The organism is Microbispora sitophila (genome assembly GCF_014892245.1).
Classification (GTDB): Bacteria; Actinomycetota; Actinomycetes; order Streptosporangiales; family Streptosporangiaceae; genus Microbispora; species Microbispora siamensis.
Window position 1 is genome coordinate 531,225 of the sequence record NZ_JADBGC010000001.1, and the last position, 18,728, is coordinate 549,952.

The window sequence follows — 18,728 nt, forward strand, 5'->3', positions numbered from 1 at the left end:
CTGAAAGGGATTGACCTCAATGGTGGGAAACGTATTGATCACCGGTGGCGCGTCCGGCCTGGGCCGGGCCACCGCCATGGCGGTCGCCAAGGCCGGTGGACGGCCGCTGGTCGTCGACGTCAACGAGCCGGACGGCGGGTTCGACCACGTGCGGGCAGACCTGGCCGACCGTGAGCAGGCCGAGCGGGCCGTGCGCGAGCTCGCCGACCGGGCGGGCGGGCTCGACGGCGTCGTGACGGCGGCGGGCGTCGACGCCTGCGGCCGGATGGAGGACGTGGCCGCCGAGCAGTGGGAACGGGTGATCGGGGTCAACCTGCTCGGGACCGCCGCGGTGGTCCGGGCGGCCCTGCCCTACCTGCGCCAGTCGGGAGGCAAGGTCGTCACCGTCGCCTCCACGCTCGGGGTGCGGGCGCTCAGCGACGCGACGGCCTACTGCGCCTCGAAGTTCGGCGTCGTGGGCTTCACCCGGGCCCTGGCGGCCGAACTGGCGGGGCAGGTGGGGGTGACCCTGCTGATCCCCGGTGGCATGCAGACGAACTTCTTCAACGACCGTCCCGACCAGTACAAGCCCGGCCCCGACGCCCGGCTGAACCAGCCGGAGGACGTCGCCTCGGCGATCCTGTTCGCGCTCGGCCAGCCGCAGGGCTGCGAGGTCAGGGAACTGGTCGTGTGCGCCTCCACGGAGACGTCATGGCCGTAGAAGATCCGCAAAGACCGGTGCTGCTCGCCCTGCGCGGGCTCGGGCTCGGCGACCTGCTGACGTCGGTGCCCGCGTTGCGGGCGCTGCGGCGGGCGCACCCGGAGCACCATTTCGTGCTGGCCACCCCGGCCTACCTCGGCGGGCTGCTGCCGCTGATCGGCGGCGTCGACGAGCTGCTCGACGTGTCAGGCCCGGGGCCGGTGCCGTACGAGGAGTCGCCGGACGTCGCGGTCAACCTGCACGGCAGCGGCCCGGAGAGCATCCAGGCGCTGCGCCGCACCCGGCCGGGCCGCCTGCTCACGCACGCCCATCACCTGGTGCCGGGCCCGGACGGGCCGGCCTGGGAGCCGGAGACGCACGAGAGGCGGCGATGGTGCTCGCTGCTGGAGTGGTACGGCATCCCGGCCGACCCGGAGGACCTCGCGCTGGGCGACCCGGGGCCGAGCCCGCTCGCCGGCGGCGAGGTGATCATTCATCCGGGGGCGGCGTTCCGGGCGCGGCAATGGCCGCCGGACCGCTTCGCCCAGGTGGCGGCCGAACTGGCCGGGCAGGGCCACCGGGTCGTCGTCACCGGCGGCGTGACCGAGATCGCGCTCGCCCGGCACGTCGCCGCGCTCGCCGGCCTGCCGGAGGAGTCCGTGCTGGCCGGCCGTACGAACCTGCCCGAGCTCGCCGCGCTGACGGCGCACGCGGCGCTCGTCGTCTGCGGCGACACGGGCATGTCGCACCTGGCCACCGCCGTCGGCACGCCCTCGGTCATCCTGTACGGCCCGGTGCCGCCCGCGCTGTGGGGGCCGCCGCCGGGCCGCCCGCACATCGCGCTGTGGGCCGGGCGCACAGGCGATCCGCACGGCGACCGGCCGTCGGAGGGACTGCTGGAGATCGGAGTGCCCGAGGTGCTCGACGCGGTCAGGAGGTTGCGAGGAGTGGGAGTGCGGTGAAGGGGTCCCGTGTCGTGGTCACCGGGGGAGCCGGGTTCCTCGGCTCCTACCTGTGCGAGCGGTTGGTGGAGCGCGGTGCGGCGGTCGTCTGCCTGGACAACTTCCTCACCGGGTCGCCGCGCAACGTGGAGCACCTGATCGGGCGGCCGGCGTTCCGGCTCGTGGAATGCGACCTCACCGGGTTCGTCCACGTGCCGGGCCAGGTCGACCTGGTGCTGCACTTCGCCTCGGCCGCGTCCCCCGCCGACTACCTGCGTCATCCGATCGAGACACTGAAGGTCGGCAGCATGGGGACGCTGCACGCCCTCGGGCTCGCCACCGAGAAGGGCGCGCGGTTCGTCCTCGCCTCCACTAGTGAGGTGTACGGCGACCCGCTGGAACATCCGCAGAAGGAGACGTACTGGGGCAACGTCAACCCGGTCGGACCACGCAGTGTGTACGACGAGGCCAAGCGATTCGCCGAGTCGCTGACCACGGCCTACCGCAACTCGCGGGGGGCCGACACCGCGATCGTGCGGATCTTCAACACGTACGGCCCGCGGATGCGGCCCCACGACGGCCGGGCGATCCCCACGTTCATCCGTCAGGCGCTGCTCGGCGAGCCGATCACCGTGACCGGCGACGGCAGCCAGACGCGGTCGATCTGCTACGTGGACGACACGATCGACGGCGTGCTCGCGCTGGCCGAGAGCGACTTCGCCGGGCCGGTGAACATCGGCAACCCGGCAGAGATGTCGATGGCGGAGCTGGCGGAGACGATCCGCGACCTGGCGGCCTCGTCCTCCCCGATCCGGTTCGTCGAGCGGCCGGTGGACGACCCCGCCGTCCGCCGTCCCGACACCTCGCTCGCCGAGGAGCGGCTCGGCTGGCGTCCGCGCGTCGACCCCGTCACCGGCCTGCGCCGCACCATCGACTGGTTCGAGAAGGAGCTCACCTCCTACTCGGTCGCCTCCTGACCCGCCGCCTCCTGACCCGCCGCCTCGGGACCCGGGGGCGGCGACAGGCGTCTTTGGCGGTGGCCTCGGACTGATGAGCGCAGGCGGCCGCGATCAGGCCGAGGGTGACGACGGCCGGCGCCTCCGCGTTCTGCCGGGTCAGGGCCTCGGCGTTGTCGGCCAGTTGCCTGAGGTGTGCGGCCAGGACGCCGGTGATATCGGCCTGAGACCCGTGGTTCTGCCACGGGGGTTGAACCGCTCCGGCTTTCGCGGAGGCCCTGATGTGCCTCGGGTTCCGTGGAGTCGGCTGGGTTGGCCGTCATGCCAGCTCGCCGATCGACCCCTTCGACGGCGCCAGCCCCGAGGCCTTGGCCCGCTCCGTGAACGCCCAGGAGGTGTATTGGACCCCGGGGTCGGAGTGGATCAGCGGATCGGCGCGCGAAACTGGCGGTGTCCGGCGGTGAGGGAGCTGTCGGCGCCACGGAGCTCACCGTGTAGGTGTCGGATTCGCGGGGCCGTCCGGCGAAGGTCGTGAGGTGGAGGTGGCCCGCGAGCCGGCCAAGTCGTCGAAGCCCAGGCTGCCGAAGGACGAATGGGCGGCGACAAAGGAGCTGGTGTTCGACCTCGCCACGCAAGGGTGCCAGATCCAGCAGGGGGATCCGACCCAGCTCAAGACGATCGAGGGCTGGCGCTCGACGCCGTATCTCGAGCACCTGGTCAACACGCCCTAGCCGGCGGCACACGACAGAGAAGTCTGTTCCATCATGCCCGCCATCACCCAATACAAGGAGAACAAGGGCCGGCTGCCCTTGCGGGATGGGGAAGCCCGGCGCCGCCAACTATGGCGTGAATTACTGCAAGTACTACACCTCGGATGTCTACGTGCAGTACGGATACACAGAGGTGCAGTGTGACGAGTACCCATTCGCCTCCACCCAAGAAGGGGCCGCGAAAGACAAGATCAACTATTCCTGCAGGGGGTCCGGAAGAGCCATAACCTGCTGCACGGGAAGCTTCTCAAAGCGTTCTACGGCCATCACCGGCTCCTCACCTATGACCCTGTCAATACAATCACCACGGTCAGTGACAGCCCGTTCTGGGTGAAGATCGTGGACTGACGACGACATGCCGCGGGGCCGCTCGACGGCGGCCCCGCATCATCTCATCCGATGTAAGGACGCTGAGCATGATGAACAGGGAGCAGGCGCTTCCCGCTGAGGACCAGTGGGGCCTGCTGGCGGAGTACGGGCACTGGCTCGAGTTCGAATTTCATTCCCTTTGGGTGGAGAGCGACGATCAGGAGGAACTGGCGCAACTGCTCGGGGTGGATCCCGGCTCACGCCTGGAGTGCGACCTGCAGACCGTGTTCACGATTTATGCGGGCTTGCCGGACAAGGCTGTCTGGATGGGCCCGCACGCGCCCGGCTGGACACATATGTTCGCCTTCGGCATGTACTCTTTCCACCCGGTGATTCGCAATCTGGGCAAGCGGCGGGTTTTCGAGATGTACTTCGCGGGAGAAGTGGGCGAAGGGCTTGAGCCGCTGTACCTCAACTAGACGGAGAACAGCTCGGCGACGTCACCCCGCCGGACGAAGCGGGTGGAGAGATGGACATTCCAGAATATCTTCCCTACGCGGCAGGGCTGGAGCTCGGCACGAAACGGGACCACGAGCGGGATATCCACCTCATGTTCTGCATGATGGGCCGTATCACAGGACGCTTCGCCGACCGGGACTGGTGGACGGCGACCCGCACCTTCTATCGCATACCCGACAGGTCGTGGGAGAGATGATGACGCTCCCGGGTGTCACGCGTGACGTCGACCGAGCACGAGTCATCCGTGCCCACGGGCCTGGCGCCCCGGAGGGAGTCACTTGATCCACCTCGGCGGACTCTGCCTCGTCCCGCTCTGCTGTGCGCTCGCGCCGGCCGCCGCGGGATATGAGGACATGGAATGACGCAACCCGAGCAGGCGCTCCCCGCGGAGAACCAATGGGATCTGATGGTCGAGCACGGGCACGGTCTCCAGAACGGATTTCACGGCCTCTGGGTCGAGGGCGATGATCCCGAAGAGCTGTCCCGGCTGCTCCGGGTGGATCCGGACTCCTGCCTGGAGTGCGACCTCGAAACCGCGATAGAAGTGTACGGACGCATACGGGAGCGGGCCGCTGTGTGGATCGGCCCGCACGCCCCCGGCTGGACACACGTCCTCGCCTTCGGCCTGCATCCGTACCACCCCGCCATCCGGAACCTTGGGAAGCGACGTGTCTTTGAGATCTTCTGCCGGGGAGAACTGGGCGAGCTCGAACCCCTGAACCTCTACTACGACGGAGAACAGCTCGGAGACGTCACCCCGCCGTACAGCCAGGGTGGCGACATGGATCTCCCTGAGTACCTGCCGTACACGCCTGGACTGGAGCTTGGCGAGACAAGGAACCTCAAGCGGGACATGCATTTCATGGCGAGCATGGTGGGTCGCATCACGGGCCGCTTCACCGACCGGGGTTGGTGGACGGCGACCCGCACCTTCTACCGCATACCCGACGGGTCATGAGGGACATGATGACGGTCGCGAGTGTCACGAGGGCAGGGTGACATTCCTGACGCTGCGGCTTTCGGGGCCCGCGACCGGAGGGGGACGGGGGAACGCGGAGCCGGACGTCGACGCGGTGGGCGCGCGTCCGGGCGCGGGCTGTCTCCCCGCACGTGGCCGGCGTGTGCGGTGCGGCCTGGAGTGCTGACGCTGCTGCGAGCTCTCGGATGGGCAGGGGCCTGGACTGCCAGCCGGTGTGGGCGGCGGGTTTCTGGGCGACGAGGGTGGCGGTGGCGCCGTCGCTCCACGATGACCGGGCGATCCCCACGTTCATCCGTCAGGCGCTGCTCGGCGAGCCGATCACCGTGACCGGCGACGGCAGCCAGACGCGGTCGATCTGCTACGTGGACGACACGATCGACGGCGTGCTCGCGCTGGCCGAGAGCGACTTCGCCGGGCCGGTGAACATCGGCAACCCGGCAGAGATGTCGATGGCGGAGCTGGCGGAGACGATCCGCGACCTGGCGGCCTCGTCCTCCCCGATCCGGTTCGTCGAGCGGCCGGTGGACGACCCCGCCGTCCGCCGTCCCGACACCTCGCTCGCCGAGGAGCGGCTCGGCTGGCGTCCGCGCGTCGACCCCGTCACCGGCCTGCGCCGCACCATGGACTGGTTCGAGAAGGAGCTCACCTCCTACTCGGTCGCCTCCTGACCCTCGCGGTCCATCGGGCCCGCCCGCGGCTTCCCCCACGCCGTGAGCGGGCCCGTCGTCCGCTCTCAGTCGGTGTGGGCGGATGTCTGCTCGACGAGGGTGGCGGTTGCGCGGTCGAGGAACTCACAGAACAGCCGGTGCTCGTCGGGGGTGAATCGGCCGGTCAGGGCGCGTTCGAGCACGATGACCTCCTGGTAGGCGCGGTCGAGCAGGTCACGGCCTTCCGGGGTGAGGGTGGCGATCAGGACTTTGGCGTGCACAGGGGACGGCTGCCGGTCGATGAGCCCTTTGTTCTGCATCCCTGTCAGGACTGTGGCCATGCTCTGCTGGGTGACCCCGCACGCGCGGGCCAGTTGAGCACCTGACATGCCGTCGTCGCGAGACAGGGTCAGCAGCACCGTGTACTGGGTCATGGTCAGCCCATAATCGCGCAGCACCCCCTCGTGGTGGGCCATGAGCGCCTGCTCGGCACGGCGGATGCGGGTGCACACGTACTCCTCGATGGGCACTTCAGGCATGTCACAACTCCCTGGGTTGACACAGGATACTGATACTCCCTACGGTCGGTTCAGTATCAGGATACTGAGTCGACACAGAAGGTTGTATTCCATGAAGGCTGTTGTTCTGGGCGCCGACGACCAGCTCCGGATCTCGGAGATGGCCGAGCCCGTGGCCGGGCCGGGCGAGGTCGCGATCAGGGTCGCCTACGCGGGGGTGCAGTACGGTGATGTGCTGGTGCGTGCAGGGCACTTCCCGATTCCGCGCCCGTTCGTGCCCGGCTTCGAGGCGGCGGGAGAGATCATCGCCGTCGGGGAGGGTGTCGACGAGGCCCGCATCGGCGAGCAGGTGACCGCGCTGATCGGCGGGGGCGGTTACGCCGAGGTCGTGACCGCGCCTGCGGTGCTCGCGATCAACGCGGCCGGGATCGCGACCCGTGATGCCGCCGCTTTCGGATGGGTCGCGCCGACCGCCTACGACCTGATCAGCACTGTCGCCGGGGTATCGCGCGGCGACAGCGTTCTGATCCACGCCGCCGCCGGCGGTGTGGGCTCCCTGGCCGGGCAGTTCGCCGCCGCCGCAGGCGCGGACCGAATCGTCGGGGTGGTCGGCAACGCCGGTCAGGTCGATTACGCACGCCGGTTCGGCTATCACGAGGTGCTGGTACGCGATCAGTTTCCCGATGCCCTCGGTGACGGGACGTTCGACGTGATCCTCGATCCGATCGGCGGCGTCACGCGGGTCGCGAACCTGGCACGTCTGGCGCCGCACGGCCGGATCGTGGTCTACGGCAACATCGCCTCATTCGAGCCGGTCACCGTGTCGGCCAACGATCTGCTGACGCACGGCCAGTCGCTGATGACTTACAACAGCAACCTGGCGAGTCAGACCAGCCCGCGGAAGCTGGCCGACAGCGCCGCTCGCGCCATGGCCCTGATCGCCGACGGGTCGGTCCGTCTCGACGTCACCGCCGAATACCCCCTCGCCGACGTGGGGCGGGCGATAGCGGACCTGGCCGGCGGAGTGACCCGCGGCAAGAGCGTCGTCCGCGTCGCCTGAAGCCCGGCCGCCGATGTTCGGTCACGGCGGCCTCGCTCTTTTCCGCATACTTGGACGTCGCTTGGCCGCTCGACTCGGGTAGTGCCCTCTGCCCCGGGTAACGCGCACGTATGAGTTTCGCGAAGTACCAGGACGAGCTGTACGCCCAGGGACGGAGCGGCCATCAGCCGCCATACCCCATGACCTTCGCGGAGCTCGAAGAGCGGGCTTCGGCCGCGATGCGGCCGAAGGTCTGGGGGTACGTGGCCGGCGGCGCCGGTGACGAGCACACCCAGCGGGCCAACTGCGAGGCGTTCAAGCGCTGGGGCCTGTATCCGCGCATGCTGGTCGCCCCCGCTGAGCGCGACATGTCGATCGAGTTGTTCGGGACGAGGCTGCCCTCGCCGGTGTTCATGGCGCCCATCGGGGTGATCGGGGTGTGCGCCCAGGATGATCACGGCGACCTCGCCTGCGCGCGAGCCTCCGCGCGTACGCACGTTCCGTTCTTCGCGGCGACCCTGTCCGCGGATCCGATGGAGGACGTGGCCGCGGCGCTCGGCGACACGCCCGGCTTCTTCCAGCTCTACACACCGCCGGACCGGGATCTGGCCGCGAGCCTGGTGCACCGCGCCGAAGCGGTGGGTTTCAAGGGCATCGCCGTCACCCTGGACACCTGGGTCACCGGCTGGCGTCCCCGGGACCTGCGCGGCTCGAACTATCCCCAGGTGCCCAGCGGATGCCTGAGCAACTACACCAGCGACCCCGTGTTCCGGGAGGGACTGCGGCCCGGCGAGGACGCCACCGAGGCCTTCATGCGCAGGTTGCCGATCTTCGGTGGGCCGTTCAGGTGGGACGACCTGGACTGGTTGCGGTCGCAGACCAGGCTGCCGCTGATGCTCAAAGGGATCTGTCATCCCGAGGACGTCCGCCGGGCCAGGGACCATGGCGCGGACGCCGTCTACTGTTCCAACCACGGGGGACGGCAGGCCAACGGAGGACTGCCCGCCCTGGAGTGCCTGCCCGGCGTGATCGAGGCCGCCGACGGGCTGCCGGTCCTGTTCGACTCGGGCGTGCGCAGCGGCGCCGACGTCATCAAGGCGCTGGCCCTGGGCGCGACCGCCGTGGGAATCGGCCGTCCGTACGCGTACGCGCTCGCGGTCGGCGGTGTGGACGCCGTCGTGCACGTGCTGCGCTCCATGCTGGCGGAAGCGGACCTCATCATGGCCGTCGACGGGTATCCCACCCTGAAGGACCTCACGCCCGAGGCGCTGCGCCGAGTGGACGGCGGTGCCACCGCGCCGTGAGAGAGCTCAATGCACCCTGATTCAGGCACCCGTGCCCGACAGGCTCTCGCGGAGGGTCTCGCGGAGGGCGGGCCAGTCGTCGCCCAGGGCCAGACCGGCGTGATGGTAGGCGTCGAACCCCATCGGAGCGCTTCCCGGACCGCGGGCGGCGATGTCCAGAGCGATCCCCGCCTGCATCCGCTGCCACGCCGGGTTCTCCTCGAACGACACGCCGTCCACGTCGTCATCGTCATCGGTTTCGTGGAACCGCTGAGCCAAAGGCGTCACGAGCTGTTCCCGCAACTCCACGATTCGCTGCTCCCCGGCCCGCCGTCCGGCCGCGAGGTCGGCCCGGACGTCCCGTACGACGGGAAACTCGCCGAGCCGGAACCGCGTGGCGAGCAGTTCCGCCACGTGCGCGAGAGCGGCGAACTGCCGCGACTGGGACGCCGCCTCCACCGTGACCCTCAGCTTCACCTCCGGGTCGTTCCGGTATTCGGCGAGTTCCTCCGCTGAGGGCGGCTCCGCCGCGACGGGCCACTGGAAGGTGAGGTTGGGATGCGCGGCGGACAGCCATTCGCCGGTGAGTCGCATCCCGGTCACCAGCTCCACCACGGTCATCGCGGCGGCCTGCCAGTCGTCCTCGTCCCCGGCGAGCAGTTCGGTCATGGCACGCAGCTCGGGCTCCAGCACCGCGAAGTCGTCGCCGGCCCATTCGTCCCAGAACATCGCGTCGAGGCCGACAAGCACCCTGCCGTCGGCAGCGTAGCTCAGCCTGTTGTCGCCCTCGACGTTCCAGTAGACGCCGCACACCCGGCCGTCGCGGCTGAGCCGCCGCAGGACTTCGGGCAGGCTGCCCAGGAATCCGTTGTTCTCGAACAGCATCACGGCCGATCCTGCCGGTTCCACCGCCATCGGCAGGACCCCGTCGGGGGGAAACGCGTCCAACGGCGTGGCCTCGTGCACTTCGTGCCGGGTCCCGCCGCTCACCCGAGATCCGATGCCGGCGACGGAGAACGGCCGGTGGTCGTGCGGGACGACGACCGTCCAGCACATCGCCACCTCCAGCCACGGTTCCTCTCGCAGCAGCTTCCGGTAGTGAGAAAAGATCTCAGCAAAGGCAGGGCGGTCGTCGTTCAAGGGACGCTCCGGAGCAGGCGGAAGATCTGTTGGCGTGATCTTGCCAGAGGACGCCGACAGAATGCTCCCTCACTGGTCAGAACGGGCTCTCAGCGCGTGGACGAACCAGGTGAGGGCCGGGGTCAGCGGGTCCGGGGGCGGCCAGCCGTTGACCACGGCGAGCAACCGGAAGTAGGACTCCCTGCGCGGGTCGTTCGCGGTCTCCAGCAGGGTGAGCAGCCGGTGTCGAAGCGCGGTGTCGTCCGGGTGGCCGACGAGGCCGGCATACTGTGCGGTCACGGCGGCGACGATCGCGTCGGCCTGGGGTGAGGCGCTGTCGACGCCCGCGGCGAGCGCGGGGGCGACGTGGTCGCGGACCATCGCCACCGCGTCCGGGTGCGGGCCACCTGTCCGGACGCGGTCGGCCAGGTGCTGCTCGGCGACGCGCCGCATGAGCGCCCCGAACTCCGGGTCGGCGGCCAGCTCGGCCAGCTCGATCCACGCCTCGACCTGCTCGTCTTCGGGGTCGTCGGGAAGCTCGGGAGTCATCGTGCGCCTGATTCCCGTCAGGTCGGCGTCCAGGCCGCCGAAGGCGGTGTCGAGGAAACCGTCGACCAGCCGCCGGCGCTCGTCCTCGGAAAGCCTGGCGAGTCTGTGCATGAGATCCATCTCCTCGGGGGTGGAGCCGCGCCGTGCCACCGCCGTCGCCACCGCGCGCCGCAGGCGCAGCACCCGGATCTGCGTCGCCAGCGCCTCGGCGTGCGCCGCCGCGACCTGGGCCAGCGTGGTCTCCCGGTCCAGGACTTTGCGGATCGTGGGAAGGTCGATCCCCAGGTCGCGCAGCGTCCGTACGAGGTGCAGCCGGGCGACGGCGTCGGTGTCGTACAGGCGGTAGCCGGCCGGGCTGCGGCCGGTGGGCGGCACGATCCCGCGGTCGGAGTAGAACCGGATGGCCTTGACCGTCAATCCGGTCCGCCGTGCCAGCTCACCGATCGAGTAGAGCGTGTCGCCGTCCATGCCCCCACCCTCGCGCCTCCCCCTACCGGAGACTCAACCCCGCTCTCCTGCTTTCCGAGAAACTCTGAAGGCAAGCAGATGGACGGCGAGGAGGCTCACCCAGCCGAGATCCACCGCGATCAGAACGCGCTGGATCAGGCCCGCGTTCGCGGCGCCGGCCTCCCAGACGGTGCCGAACCAGACCATCAGGACCAGCCCGGCCGCGGCCGTCAGCAGCAGGTACGCGCGCCAGCCGCCTCCGAGACGGCGGGAGATGGGGAGGCAGGCGGCCGGCAGGGCGAGGAATAACACCACACCGGCCACGTCGTGCACCTGATGGTGCCAGCTCGTCGTGATCGGGTCTGAGCTGCCCGGCGGATAGCCGTGCATCGGATCCATCGTGAACAGGCCGGAGACGACCATGGCCAGCCCGGCCACGCCGACGAGCAGGGCACCGGCCGTTGATCGCAGCACGGTGCGCACCGCGGCGGCGAAGCCGAGCAGCGACAACCCCGTGAGCAGGAAATTGGCGATCTGGATCCAGCCCCGGTCGCCGAGGCTCAGCGCGCTGCCGGGATGACGGAACGGGTCGTAGCCCGAGCGGAGCGCGCCCTCCACGAGGATCACGCCCAGGAAGAGCGGGCCGCTGACGGCGCCGCACACCAATGTCGCGGGCCGTGCTCTGCGAGGCTCTGCGATGGCATCCATGCCGACATCCCACGCCTGGCGCCCGGTCGGGCGCAGTGGCCGGACGGCCATACCGTGTGGCCGTCCGGCCAGAGCCGCGCGCGGGAAGGCGCACGTAGGCTCGGGCCATGACCGCCAGGCCACGCCGGCTCCTGGTGCCGGCCGAGCTCGCCGCGTTCGACGGATGGCCCGCGGCTCGCCGCACAGTACGCGACTGGACGGCGGACGCCGTGCTGTTCGGGTTCTCGGCGGTCCTGTGGGTGGAGAACCGGGACTTCCCCCCGGAAGGCGTGGCCTTCGTGCCCGGCTGGATGGTCACGGTCAACCCTTGGGTCGGCGCCCTCGCCTGCCTGGCGTTGTGGTGGCGGCGCCGCCTGCCGGTGCTCCTGGCCGTCGCCATGGTGCCCGCGCTGCTGGTCTCGGGATCGGCGCTGGGCGCGGCCATGGTGATCACGCTCACGGTGGCCGTCCACCGTCCGTGGCCGCGCGCGGCGACGGTCACCGCGGCCTACCTGGTGGTCGTCGGCCACTACGCGTTGCTGGGCCGGCCTCCCGGCGTGGAGCGGCCGGTGATCGTCGCGACGACGCTGCTGCTGTTCGTCGTCCCGTTCTGCCTCGGGACGGCCGTGCGGGCGCGCCGCCTGCTCGTCGTGAGCCTGTGGCACGACGCCGAGGTGCAGCGGCGCGAACACCTGCTCGGGGTGAAGGAGGCACGCAGAGCCGAGCGCGAGCGCCTGGCCCGGGAGATGCACGACGTGCTGGCCCACCGGATCTCGCTGCTCAGCGTGCACGCCGGGGCGCTCGCCTACCGCACGGCGCGGGCCGCCTCCGGCGCTGGGCCGCCGCTCGGCCCGGCCGAGGTCGGCCAGGCCGCGGAGGTCATCCAGGACAACGCCAGGCGGGCGGTCGACGAGCTCGCCGAGGTGCTGGCGGTGCTGCGCTCCGACGAGGCGACGACCGCCGGGAGCGGGCCGCACCACCGGCTGGCCGACATTCCCGCACTGCTCGCCGAAGCCGAGGCGGCGGGACAGCGGGTCCTGCTGCGCGCGGGCGTCGAGGCGGACGCATCCCCTCCGCGGCACGTGGAGCAGGTCGCCTACCGGGTGGTGCAGGAGGGCCTGACCAACGCCCGCAAGCACGCGCCGGGCGTCCCGGTGACCGTACGGATCGAGGGGGAGCCGGGCGGCGTGCTTACGGTGAGCGTGGAGAACCCGCTGCGGGGCGGCCGCGACTCCGCCGGGACCGGGGGGAACGGCCTGGCCGGGCTGGCCGAGCGGGTCGCCCTCACCGGCGGCACCCTGGAGCACGGGCGGCTGGACCGTTCGTTTCGGCTGATCGCCCGATTACCGTGGCAGACATGACCGGCCCGATCCGGGTGCTGCTCGTCGACGACGATCCGCTGGTCCGCGCGGGCCTGCGGCTGATGCTGCGCGGCGCGCCTGAGCTGGAGATCGTCGGTGAGGCCGCCGACGGTGCGGAGGTGCCCGGCGCCGTGGCCCGCCTCGCCCCGGACGTGATCCTGATGGATGTCCGCATGCCGTATCTCGACGGCATCGCGGCGACCCGCTCGCTGACGGCACGGTCGGGACGCAGGCCGGAGGTGATCGTCCTGACGACCTTCGGCGGCGACACCACGGTGATCGAGGCGCTGCGCGCCGGCGCGGCCGGATTCCTGGTCAAGCACACGCCGCCGGAGCGGATCGTCGAGGCGGTGCGCAGGGCCGCCGCGGGGGAGCCGGTGCTGTCTCCCGAGGTGACGCGCAACCTCATCGCCCGAGTGGCCGGGGGCGGGGCCACCCGCGCGCAGCAGGCGCGCGACCGGCTTTCCACGCTGTCGGACCGAGAGCGCGAGGTGGCGTACGCCGTCGCGGACGGGTTGTCCAACGCGGAGATAGCCCAGCGGCTGTACATGTCGGTGGGAGCGGTCAAGGCCCACATCTCCAGCACGCTGGCCAAGCTCGGCCTGCTCAACCGGATCCAGCTCGCCCTGCTCGCTCACGACGCGCGGGACTGACCGCGTGGAGGGCGCGGTCGACGACGGCGGACAGGTCGCCGCCGTGGGCGCCGTGCCAGTAAGTCCGGCCGCAGGCGAGGCAGCGGGCGAACTCGTCGTAGTTGCGCCGGGTTCCGGGCTCCAGCGACTCCTCCACCTCGGCCTTGCCGACCGGGGCGAGCCGCCCGTTGCAGGCCGTGCAGCGGGTCCACGGGGTCAGCGGCGGGCGGAAGCGGTCGAGCACGTCGAGGAACTGGTCGTCCGGCCGGGCGCCGCGCACGTACGCGCCGAGCCGCAGCGACCGGCGCCGCAGGATGCCTCGGTCCTGCGTGAGCAGCACCCGGTCCTCGGCGTTGGCCTGTTCGATCAGGTCGTCGTCGTCCATGTCGTTGCGGTAGGCGGTGTCCAGGCCGACCAGGCGCAGCCGCCGCGCCAGCGTCCCCAGGTGGACGTCGAGGACGAACCGGCAGCCCGGCACGGCCTGTGGCCTGGGCGCGGCCGGCACCTCCACCACCTCGTCCGGGCCCGGCCGGTGCGACCGAGCGACCGGGCGGCCTCCGGCGACCGGCTCGCCGATCTCGGTCAGCGGAACGCCTGCCGACTCGATCAGGTGGCCGAGCGAGGACGCCCCGTCGTACGGCAGGAGCACCTCGGGCCGCCGGTTGCGCGGCGCGAGGAAGATCCACAGCTCGGGCGCGAAGCGTACGGACACCTCCATGTCCCCAGCATGCCTCCCGCCGCCGGACACAGGGGGGCGCGGGCACGGCCGCCGGTCATGGGCCTTCCGTCGTCAACGCGTCCAGTGCCGTCCGGAGGAAGAGCCGCACCGCGGCCAGGTGCCGCTCGTCGAATCCGGACAGCACCCCGACCGTCCTGTCGATGAGCGGGCCGAAGTAGCTCCACCCCAGTTCCTTGGCGCGGTCCTCGACTCTCAGCAGGACCCGGCGCCGGTCCTTGACGTCGCGGACCCGGCTGACCAGGCCGAGCCGTTCGAGCCGGTCGACGACCCCGGTGGTGCCCGCCGAGTTCAGGCCCAGCCCGGCGCCGAGGAAGCCGGCGGTGGCGTCGATCCCGGCCCGCTCCGCGTCCAGTAGGCAGATGAGCGCCCGCACGTCGGTGACGTGCATGCCGTGCTCGGCCGCGAACTCCGCCTGACGCAGGCCGTACTCCACCGTCACCGCCCGCAGCAGATGGAAGATCTCCATCTCCGGGCCCTCGTGCTCGCGCGCCGCCCCTGGCGTCATGGCAGCCCTCCTCGGTCTATTATCTCGCTCAACGAGATTATCGCTCAGCGAGTCATTCTGGAGCCGTCTTGAAGAGCATCGACGACGCGTTTCTCGCGGCCTACGACGCCGTCCTGGCGGCACGCTGGCCCGCCTCCACCGAGCCGGTCGAGATCCGCACGCCCTACGGCACGACCCACGTCAACTCCGTCGGCCCGGCGGACGCGCCGCCGGTGGTCCTGCTGCACGGCGGCGGGACCACCTCGACCGTCTGGTCCGGTACGGCGAGGGCGCTCGGCACGGCCTACCGGGTGCACGCGGTCGACACCGTCGGCGAGGCGGGGCGCAGCGTCGCCGGTGAGCGGGCGATCCGGACGCTGGGCGATCAGATGGTCTGGCTCGACGCCGTGCTCGACGGGCTCGGCGCCTCACGCGTGTCCCTGTGCGGCCACTCCTACGGGGCGTGGAGCGCCCTGCACTACGCGGCGCACGCTCCCGGCAGGGTGAGGGCGCTGGTCCTGGTCGACCCGACCAACTGCTTCACCGGCTTCTCCCGCCGCTACCTGCTGCGCGCCCTGCCGATGCTGCTCCGCCCGACCGTACGGCGACGTCGCGCGTTCCTCGAATGGGAGACCCGGCGTGCGGCGCTGGACGAGACGTGGCTCCGCCTCTACGACCGCGCCGCCGCCTTCCCCGCCGCCCGGCCCCTGACCGGTCCGCGTCCCGGACCGGAGGAGTTGCGGGGGCTGCGGTCCCCGGTGCTGCTTCTCCTGGCCGAGCGCAGCAGGGCGCATGACATCGGCCGGGTGGCCGCCTCCGCAGCGGCGCTCCTGCCCCGCGTGGAGACGGCCGTACTGCCCGGAGCCACCCACCACACCCTTCCCCTCGCGCCGCCACCCGAGATGGACGCGCGCATCGAGAAGTTCCTCGCCGCGCACGGGCGGGACGCCTGAGATCAGGGACGGAACCAGTGCTGGGGGCGGGGATCGGTGTTCTGCCAGATGTGCTTGATCTCGCGGTATTCGTTGAGGCCGGTCGGGCCCAGCTCGCGGCCGATGCCGGACTGCTTGAACCCGCCCCACTCCGCCTGTGGCATGTACGGGTGGTAGTCGTTGATCCACACCGTGCCGTGCCGCAGCCGCCCGGCCACCCGCTGCGCCTTGCCCGCGTCCGTCGTCCACACGGCTCCGGCCAGCCCGTAGTCGGTGTCGTTGCCCAACGCGACGGCCTCGTCCTCACCCGAGAATCGCTCCACCGTCAGCACCGGCCCGAACGACTCCTCCCGGACCACCCGCATCTCACGGTGGCAGCCGTCCAGCACGGTCGGGGGGAAGAAATACCCGTTCCCCTCAAGGCGCCGCCCGCCGCAGCGCAGTTTCGCGCCCTCGGCGATCCCCGCCTCGACGTACGCCTCGACCTTGGCCAGATGCTCGGCGGAGATCAGCGGTCCGGTCTCGGCCTCGGGATCGAACGGCCCGCCCAGCCTGATCCGCTCGGCCCGGCGCACCACCGCCTCCACGAACTCCTCGTGGATCGAGTCCTCCACCAGCAGCCGGGCGCCGGCCGAGCAGACCTGCCCCGAGTGCAGGAACACCGCGGTCACGGCGAGATCGACCGCCGTGTCGAAGTCCGCGTCGGCGAACACGATGTTGGGGTTCTTGCCGCCCAGCTCCAGCGCGACGCGCTTGACCGTCTGCGCGGCCGAGGCCATGATGCGCCGCCCGGTCGCCAGCCCGCCGGTGAACGACACCATGTCGACGTCCGGGTGCCCGGCCAGCGGCGCGCCCACCTCAGCGCCGGCCCCGAGCACCAGGTTGCCCGCCCCCGGCGGCAGCCCCGCCTCCTCCAGCAGCCGCATCAGGAGGATCGCCGTGGACGGGGTCAGCTCGCTCGGCTTGAGCACGAAGGTGTTCCCGGCCGCCAGCGCGGGCGCCACCTTCCAGGAGGTCTGCAGCAACGGGTAGTTCCACGGCGTGATCAGGCCGCAGACCCCGACCGGCTCGTACACCACCCGGCTGATCGCATCGGCGCGGCCGGTGTCGACCACCCGCCCGGCGTCGGTGCCGGCGATCCCGCCGAAGTAGCGGAAACACGCGACCACGTCGTCGACGTCGTACTCGCTTTCCACCAGGCGTTTGCCGGTGTCCAGCGACTCCGCCCGCGCGATCTCGGCCTTGTCGCGCTCCAGCAGACCGGCCACCCGCAGCAGCAGCGCCCCGCGCTCCCGCTCCGGCGTACGCGGCCACGGCCCCTCGTCGAACGCCTGCCGGGCCGCCGCGATCGCGGCCTCCGTGTCGGCGCGGGTGGCCTCCGCCACGGTGGCCACGTGCTGTCCGTCGGCCGGGCAGTGGATCTCGCGCCGGCCGCCCTCGGCGGCGTCGCACCACTGCCCGCCGATGTGCAGGTCCTTCATGTCAGGCGTCCTTCCTGTGCCGGTAGAACTCCACCGGCTCGGGGGCCAGGGGAGTGTTACCGAGGATCAGGTCGGCCGCCTTCTCCGCGACCATCATCACCGGCGCGTAGATGTTGCCGTTCGTGACGTACGGCATGACCGAGGCGTCCACGACCCGCAGGCCCTCCAGGCCGTGCACCCCCATGGTCAGCGGGTCGACCACGGACATCTCGTCCACGCCCATCTTCGCGGTGCAGGAGGGATGCAGGGCGGTCTCGCCGTCCTTGGCCACCCAGTCGAGGATCTGCTCGTCGGTCTCGACCTGCCGGCCGGGGGACAGCTCGCCGCCGTTGAACGCGTCCATCGCGGGCTGGTTGAGGATGCCGCGGGCCACCCGGATGGCCTCGACCCACTCGCGGCGGTCCTGGTCGGTGGACAGGTAGTTGAACCGCAGGGCGGGCTTCACCCGTGGGTCGGCGCTCTTGATCTTCACCGAGCCGCGGGCGTCGGAGTACATCGGACCGATGTGCACCTGGTAGCCATGCCCGCCGGCCGGGGCCGAGCCGTCGTACCGCACGGCGACGGGCAGGAAGTGGAACATCAGGTTGGGGTAGTCGACGTCGTCGTTGCCGCGCACGAAGCCGCCGGCCTCGAAGTGGTTCGTCGCGCCCGGCCCCGAGCGCAGGAACAGCCACTGCGCGCCGACCAACGGCCGGTTGCGCCACTTCATCGCGGGCTGCATCGACACCGGCTGCTTGCAGGCGTACTGGATGTAGACCTCCAGGTGGTCCTGGAGGTTCGCGCCGACGCCGGGCAGGTCGTGGACCACGTCGACGCCGTGCGCCTTCAGGTGGTCGGCGTCGCCCACGCCGGACAGCTGCAGGAGCTGCGGGGAGTTGATCGCGCCGCCGCAGAGGATGACCTCGCCGGCCCGCACCCGCTTGCCGTCGAACTCGACGCCGACCGCGCGCTTGCCCTCGAACAGGATCTTCGTGACGAACGCGCGGGTCTTGACCGTCAGGTTCGGGCGGTTCATCACCGGGTGGAGGTACGCCCGGGCGGCCGACAGGCGGCGCCCGCGCCGTACGTTGCGGTCGAACGGCGCGAAGCCCTCCTGGCGGTAGCCGTTCACGTCGTCGGTCAGCGGGTAACCCGCCTGCTGCACGGCCTCGAAGAAGGCCTTGAACAGCGGATTCCTGGCTGGGCCGCGCTCCAGCGCCAGCGGCCCTTCGTGCCCGCGCATCGGGTCGGCCGCGTCGGCGGCCAGGCAGTTCTCCATGCGCTTGAAGTACGGCAGGCAGTGCGCGAAGTCCCAGGTCTCCATGCCCGGGTCGGCGCCCCAGCGCTCGTAGTCCATGGGGTTGCCGCGCTGGAAGATCATGCCGTTGATGCTGCTCGACCCGCCGAGCACCTTCCCCCGGGCGTGGTAGATCCGCCGGCCGTGCATGTGCGGTTCGGGCTCGGACTCGTACTTCCAGTCGTAGAACCGGCTGCCGATGGGGAACATCAGCGCGGCCGGCATGTGGATGAACACGTCCCACAGATAGTCGGGACGGCCCGCCTCCAGCACGAGGACGCGGTTGGAGGGGTCGGCCGACAGCCGGTTCGCGAGAGCGCTCCCCGCTGATCCACCACCGACGATGACGAAGTCATACATGTCCGCCTCCCGGGCAGGATG

21 protein-coding genes are annotated in these 18,728 nt (G+C 70.9%); 13 read left to right on the forward strand and 8 right to left on the reverse strand.

The window, feature by feature from the left end; genetic code table 11:
* The first annotated feature begins 19 nt into the window (after positions 1 to 19).
* The 8 genes from IL992_RS02425 (at position 20) to IL992_RS02460 (ending at position 5,821) form a co-directional block, all read left to right on the forward strand.
* The gene (locus IL992_RS02425; protein ID WP_193201625.1) at positions 20 to 700 is read left to right on the forward strand and encodes an SDR family oxidoreductase; all 681 of its coding nucleotides are present in this window, start codon (positions 20 to 22) and stop codon (positions 698 to 700) included.
* The gene (locus IL992_RS02430; RefSeq protein WP_193201626.1) at positions 691 to 1,641 is read left to right on the forward strand and encodes a glycosyltransferase family 9 protein; all 951 of its coding nucleotides are present in this window, start codon (positions 691 to 693) and stop codon (positions 1,639 to 1,641) included. Before IL992_RS02425 ends, IL992_RS02430 begins: the two co-directional genes overlap by 10 nt.
* On the forward strand, positions 1,638 to 2,597 hold the full coding sequence (locus IL992_RS02435) for a UDP-glucuronic acid decarboxylase family protein (protein WP_193201627.1): 960 nt from the start codon (positions 1,638 to 1,640) through the stop codon (positions 2,595 to 2,597). Before IL992_RS02430 ends, IL992_RS02435 begins: the two co-directional genes overlap by 4 nt.
* 515 nt (positions 2,598 to 3,112) lie before the next feature.
* The gene (locus IL992_RS02440) at positions 3,113 to 3,307 is read left to right on the forward strand and encodes a hypothetical protein (protein ID WP_193201628.1); all 195 of its coding nucleotides are present in this window, start codon (positions 3,113 to 3,115) and stop codon (positions 3,305 to 3,307) included.
* A gap of 455 nt (positions 3,308 to 3,762) precedes the next feature.
* Positions 3,763 to 4,134 carry a hypothetical protein gene (locus IL992_RS02445; RefSeq protein ID WP_193201629.1) on the forward strand — a complete coding sequence of 124 codons (372 nt, stop codon included), beginning with the start codon at positions 3,763 to 3,765 and terminating at the stop codon, positions 4,132 to 4,134.
* A gap of 50 nt (positions 4,135 to 4,184) precedes the next feature.
* Positions 4,185 to 4,370, forward strand: a complete 186-nt coding sequence (locus tag IL992_RS02450; protein ID WP_193201630.1) for a hypothetical protein — start codon at positions 4,185 to 4,187, stop codon at positions 4,368 to 4,370.
* Between the two features lie 162 nt (positions 4,371 to 4,532).
* The gene (locus IL992_RS02455; RefSeq protein ID WP_193201631.1) at positions 4,533 to 5,132 is read left to right on the forward strand and encodes a hypothetical protein; all 600 of its coding nucleotides are present in this window, start codon (positions 4,533 to 4,535) and stop codon (positions 5,130 to 5,132) included.
* Positions 5,133 to 5,338: 206 nt separating this feature from the next.
* Positions 5,339 to 5,821 (forward strand): NAD-dependent epimerase/dehydratase family protein, encoded by a 483-nt coding sequence (locus IL992_RS02460; protein ID WP_404804725.1) that lies wholly within the window; start codon positions 5,339 to 5,341, stop codon positions 5,819 to 5,821.
* Between the two features lie 65 nt (positions 5,822 to 5,886).
* Here the strand turns inward: IL992_RS02460 and IL992_RS02465 are convergent, their stop codons facing one another.
* The gene (locus IL992_RS02465) at positions 5,887 to 6,339 is read right to left on the reverse strand and encodes a MarR family winged helix-turn-helix transcriptional regulator (protein WP_193201632.1); all 453 of its coding nucleotides are present in this window, start codon (positions 6,337 to 6,339) and stop codon (positions 5,887 to 5,889) included.
* 91 nt (positions 6,340 to 6,430) lie between these two features.
* On the opposite strand from IL992_RS02465, the gene IL992_RS02470 reads away from it, so the two are divergent.
* The gene (locus tag IL992_RS02470; protein WP_193201633.1) at positions 6,431 to 7,378 is read left to right on the forward strand and encodes a quinone oxidoreductase family protein; all 948 of its coding nucleotides are present in this window, start codon (positions 6,431 to 6,433) and stop codon (positions 7,376 to 7,378) included.
* A 110-nt stretch (positions 7,379 to 7,488) separates the two neighbouring features.
* Positions 7,489 to 8,661, forward strand: coding sequence for an alpha-hydroxy-acid oxidizing protein (locus IL992_RS02475; protein WP_193201634.1), 1,173 nt, complete (start codon positions 7,489 to 7,491; stop codon positions 8,659 to 8,661).
* 21 nt (positions 8,662 to 8,682) lie between these two features.
* Here IL992_RS02475 and IL992_RS02480 read toward each other — a convergent pair whose 3' ends face one another.
* The 3 genes from IL992_RS02480 to IL992_RS02490 form a co-directional block, all read right to left on the reverse strand.
* Positions 8,683 to 9,780, reverse strand: coding sequence for a DUF6461 domain-containing protein (locus IL992_RS02480; protein ID WP_193201635.1), 1,098 nt, complete (start codon positions 9,778 to 9,780; stop codon positions 8,683 to 8,685).
* Between the two features lie 69 nt (positions 9,781 to 9,849).
* Positions 9,850 to 10,776: a MerR family transcriptional regulator gene (locus IL992_RS02485; RefSeq protein ID WP_193201636.1), complete on the reverse strand. Its 927-nt coding sequence runs from the start codon at positions 10,774 to 10,776 to the stop codon at positions 9,850 to 9,852.
* Positions 10,777 to 10,809: 33 nt separating this feature from the next.
* Positions 10,810 to 11,463: a DUF998 domain-containing protein gene (locus IL992_RS02490; protein ID WP_193201637.1), complete on the reverse strand. Its 654-nt coding sequence runs from the start codon at positions 11,461 to 11,463 to the stop codon at positions 10,810 to 10,812.
* Positions 11,464 to 11,570: 107 nt separating this feature from the next.
* Between IL992_RS02490 and IL992_RS02495 the strand changes: the two genes are divergently transcribed.
* Both IL992_RS02495 and IL992_RS02500 read left to right on the forward strand, forming a co-directional pair.
* Positions 11,571 to 12,803, forward strand: coding sequence for a sensor histidine kinase (locus IL992_RS02495; protein ID WP_193201638.1), 1,233 nt, complete (start codon positions 11,571 to 11,573; stop codon positions 12,801 to 12,803).
* A complete protein-coding gene (locus IL992_RS02500; RefSeq protein ID WP_193201639.1) occupies positions 12,800 to 13,456 on the forward strand; it encodes a response regulator in 657 nt (218 codons plus the stop codon). The genes IL992_RS02495 and IL992_RS02500 overlap by 4 nt, the downstream gene beginning before the upstream one ends.
* Here the strand turns inward: IL992_RS02500 and IL992_RS02505 are convergent.
* Positions 13,410 to 14,153: a Mut7-C RNAse domain-containing protein gene (locus tag IL992_RS02505; RefSeq protein ID WP_193201640.1), complete on the reverse strand. Its 744-nt coding sequence runs from the start codon at positions 14,151 to 14,153 to the stop codon at positions 13,410 to 13,412. The two genes, IL992_RS02500 and IL992_RS02505, sit on opposite strands and share 47 nt — an antisense overlap.
* A 55-nt stretch (positions 14,154 to 14,208) precedes the next feature.
* Positions 14,209 to 14,679 carry a MarR family transcriptional regulator gene (locus IL992_RS02510; protein ID WP_193201641.1) on the reverse strand — a complete coding sequence of 157 codons (471 nt, stop codon included), beginning with the start codon at positions 14,677 to 14,679 and terminating at the stop codon, positions 14,209 to 14,211.
* 68 nt (positions 14,680 to 14,747) lie between these two features.
* Between IL992_RS02510 and IL992_RS02515 the strand changes: the two genes are divergently transcribed.
* Entirely contained in the window at positions 14,748 to 15,611 is an 864-nt protein-coding gene (locus tag IL992_RS02515; protein WP_193201642.1) for an alpha/beta fold hydrolase, read from the forward strand.
* Positions 15,612 to 15,613: 2 nt separating this feature from the next.
* On the opposite strand, the gene IL992_RS02520 is transcribed toward IL992_RS02515, so the two are convergent.
* A complete protein-coding gene (locus IL992_RS02520; protein WP_193201643.1) occupies positions 15,614 to 17,071 on the reverse strand; it encodes an aldehyde dehydrogenase family protein in 1,458 nt (485 codons plus the stop codon).
* Between the two features lies 1 nt (position 17,072).
* Positions 17,073 to 18,707, reverse strand: a complete 1,635-nt coding sequence (gene betA / locus IL992_RS02525; protein ID WP_193201644.1) for a choline dehydrogenase — start codon at positions 18,705 to 18,707, stop codon at positions 17,073 to 17,075.
* Positions 18,708 to 18,728: the final 21 nt, after the last annotated feature.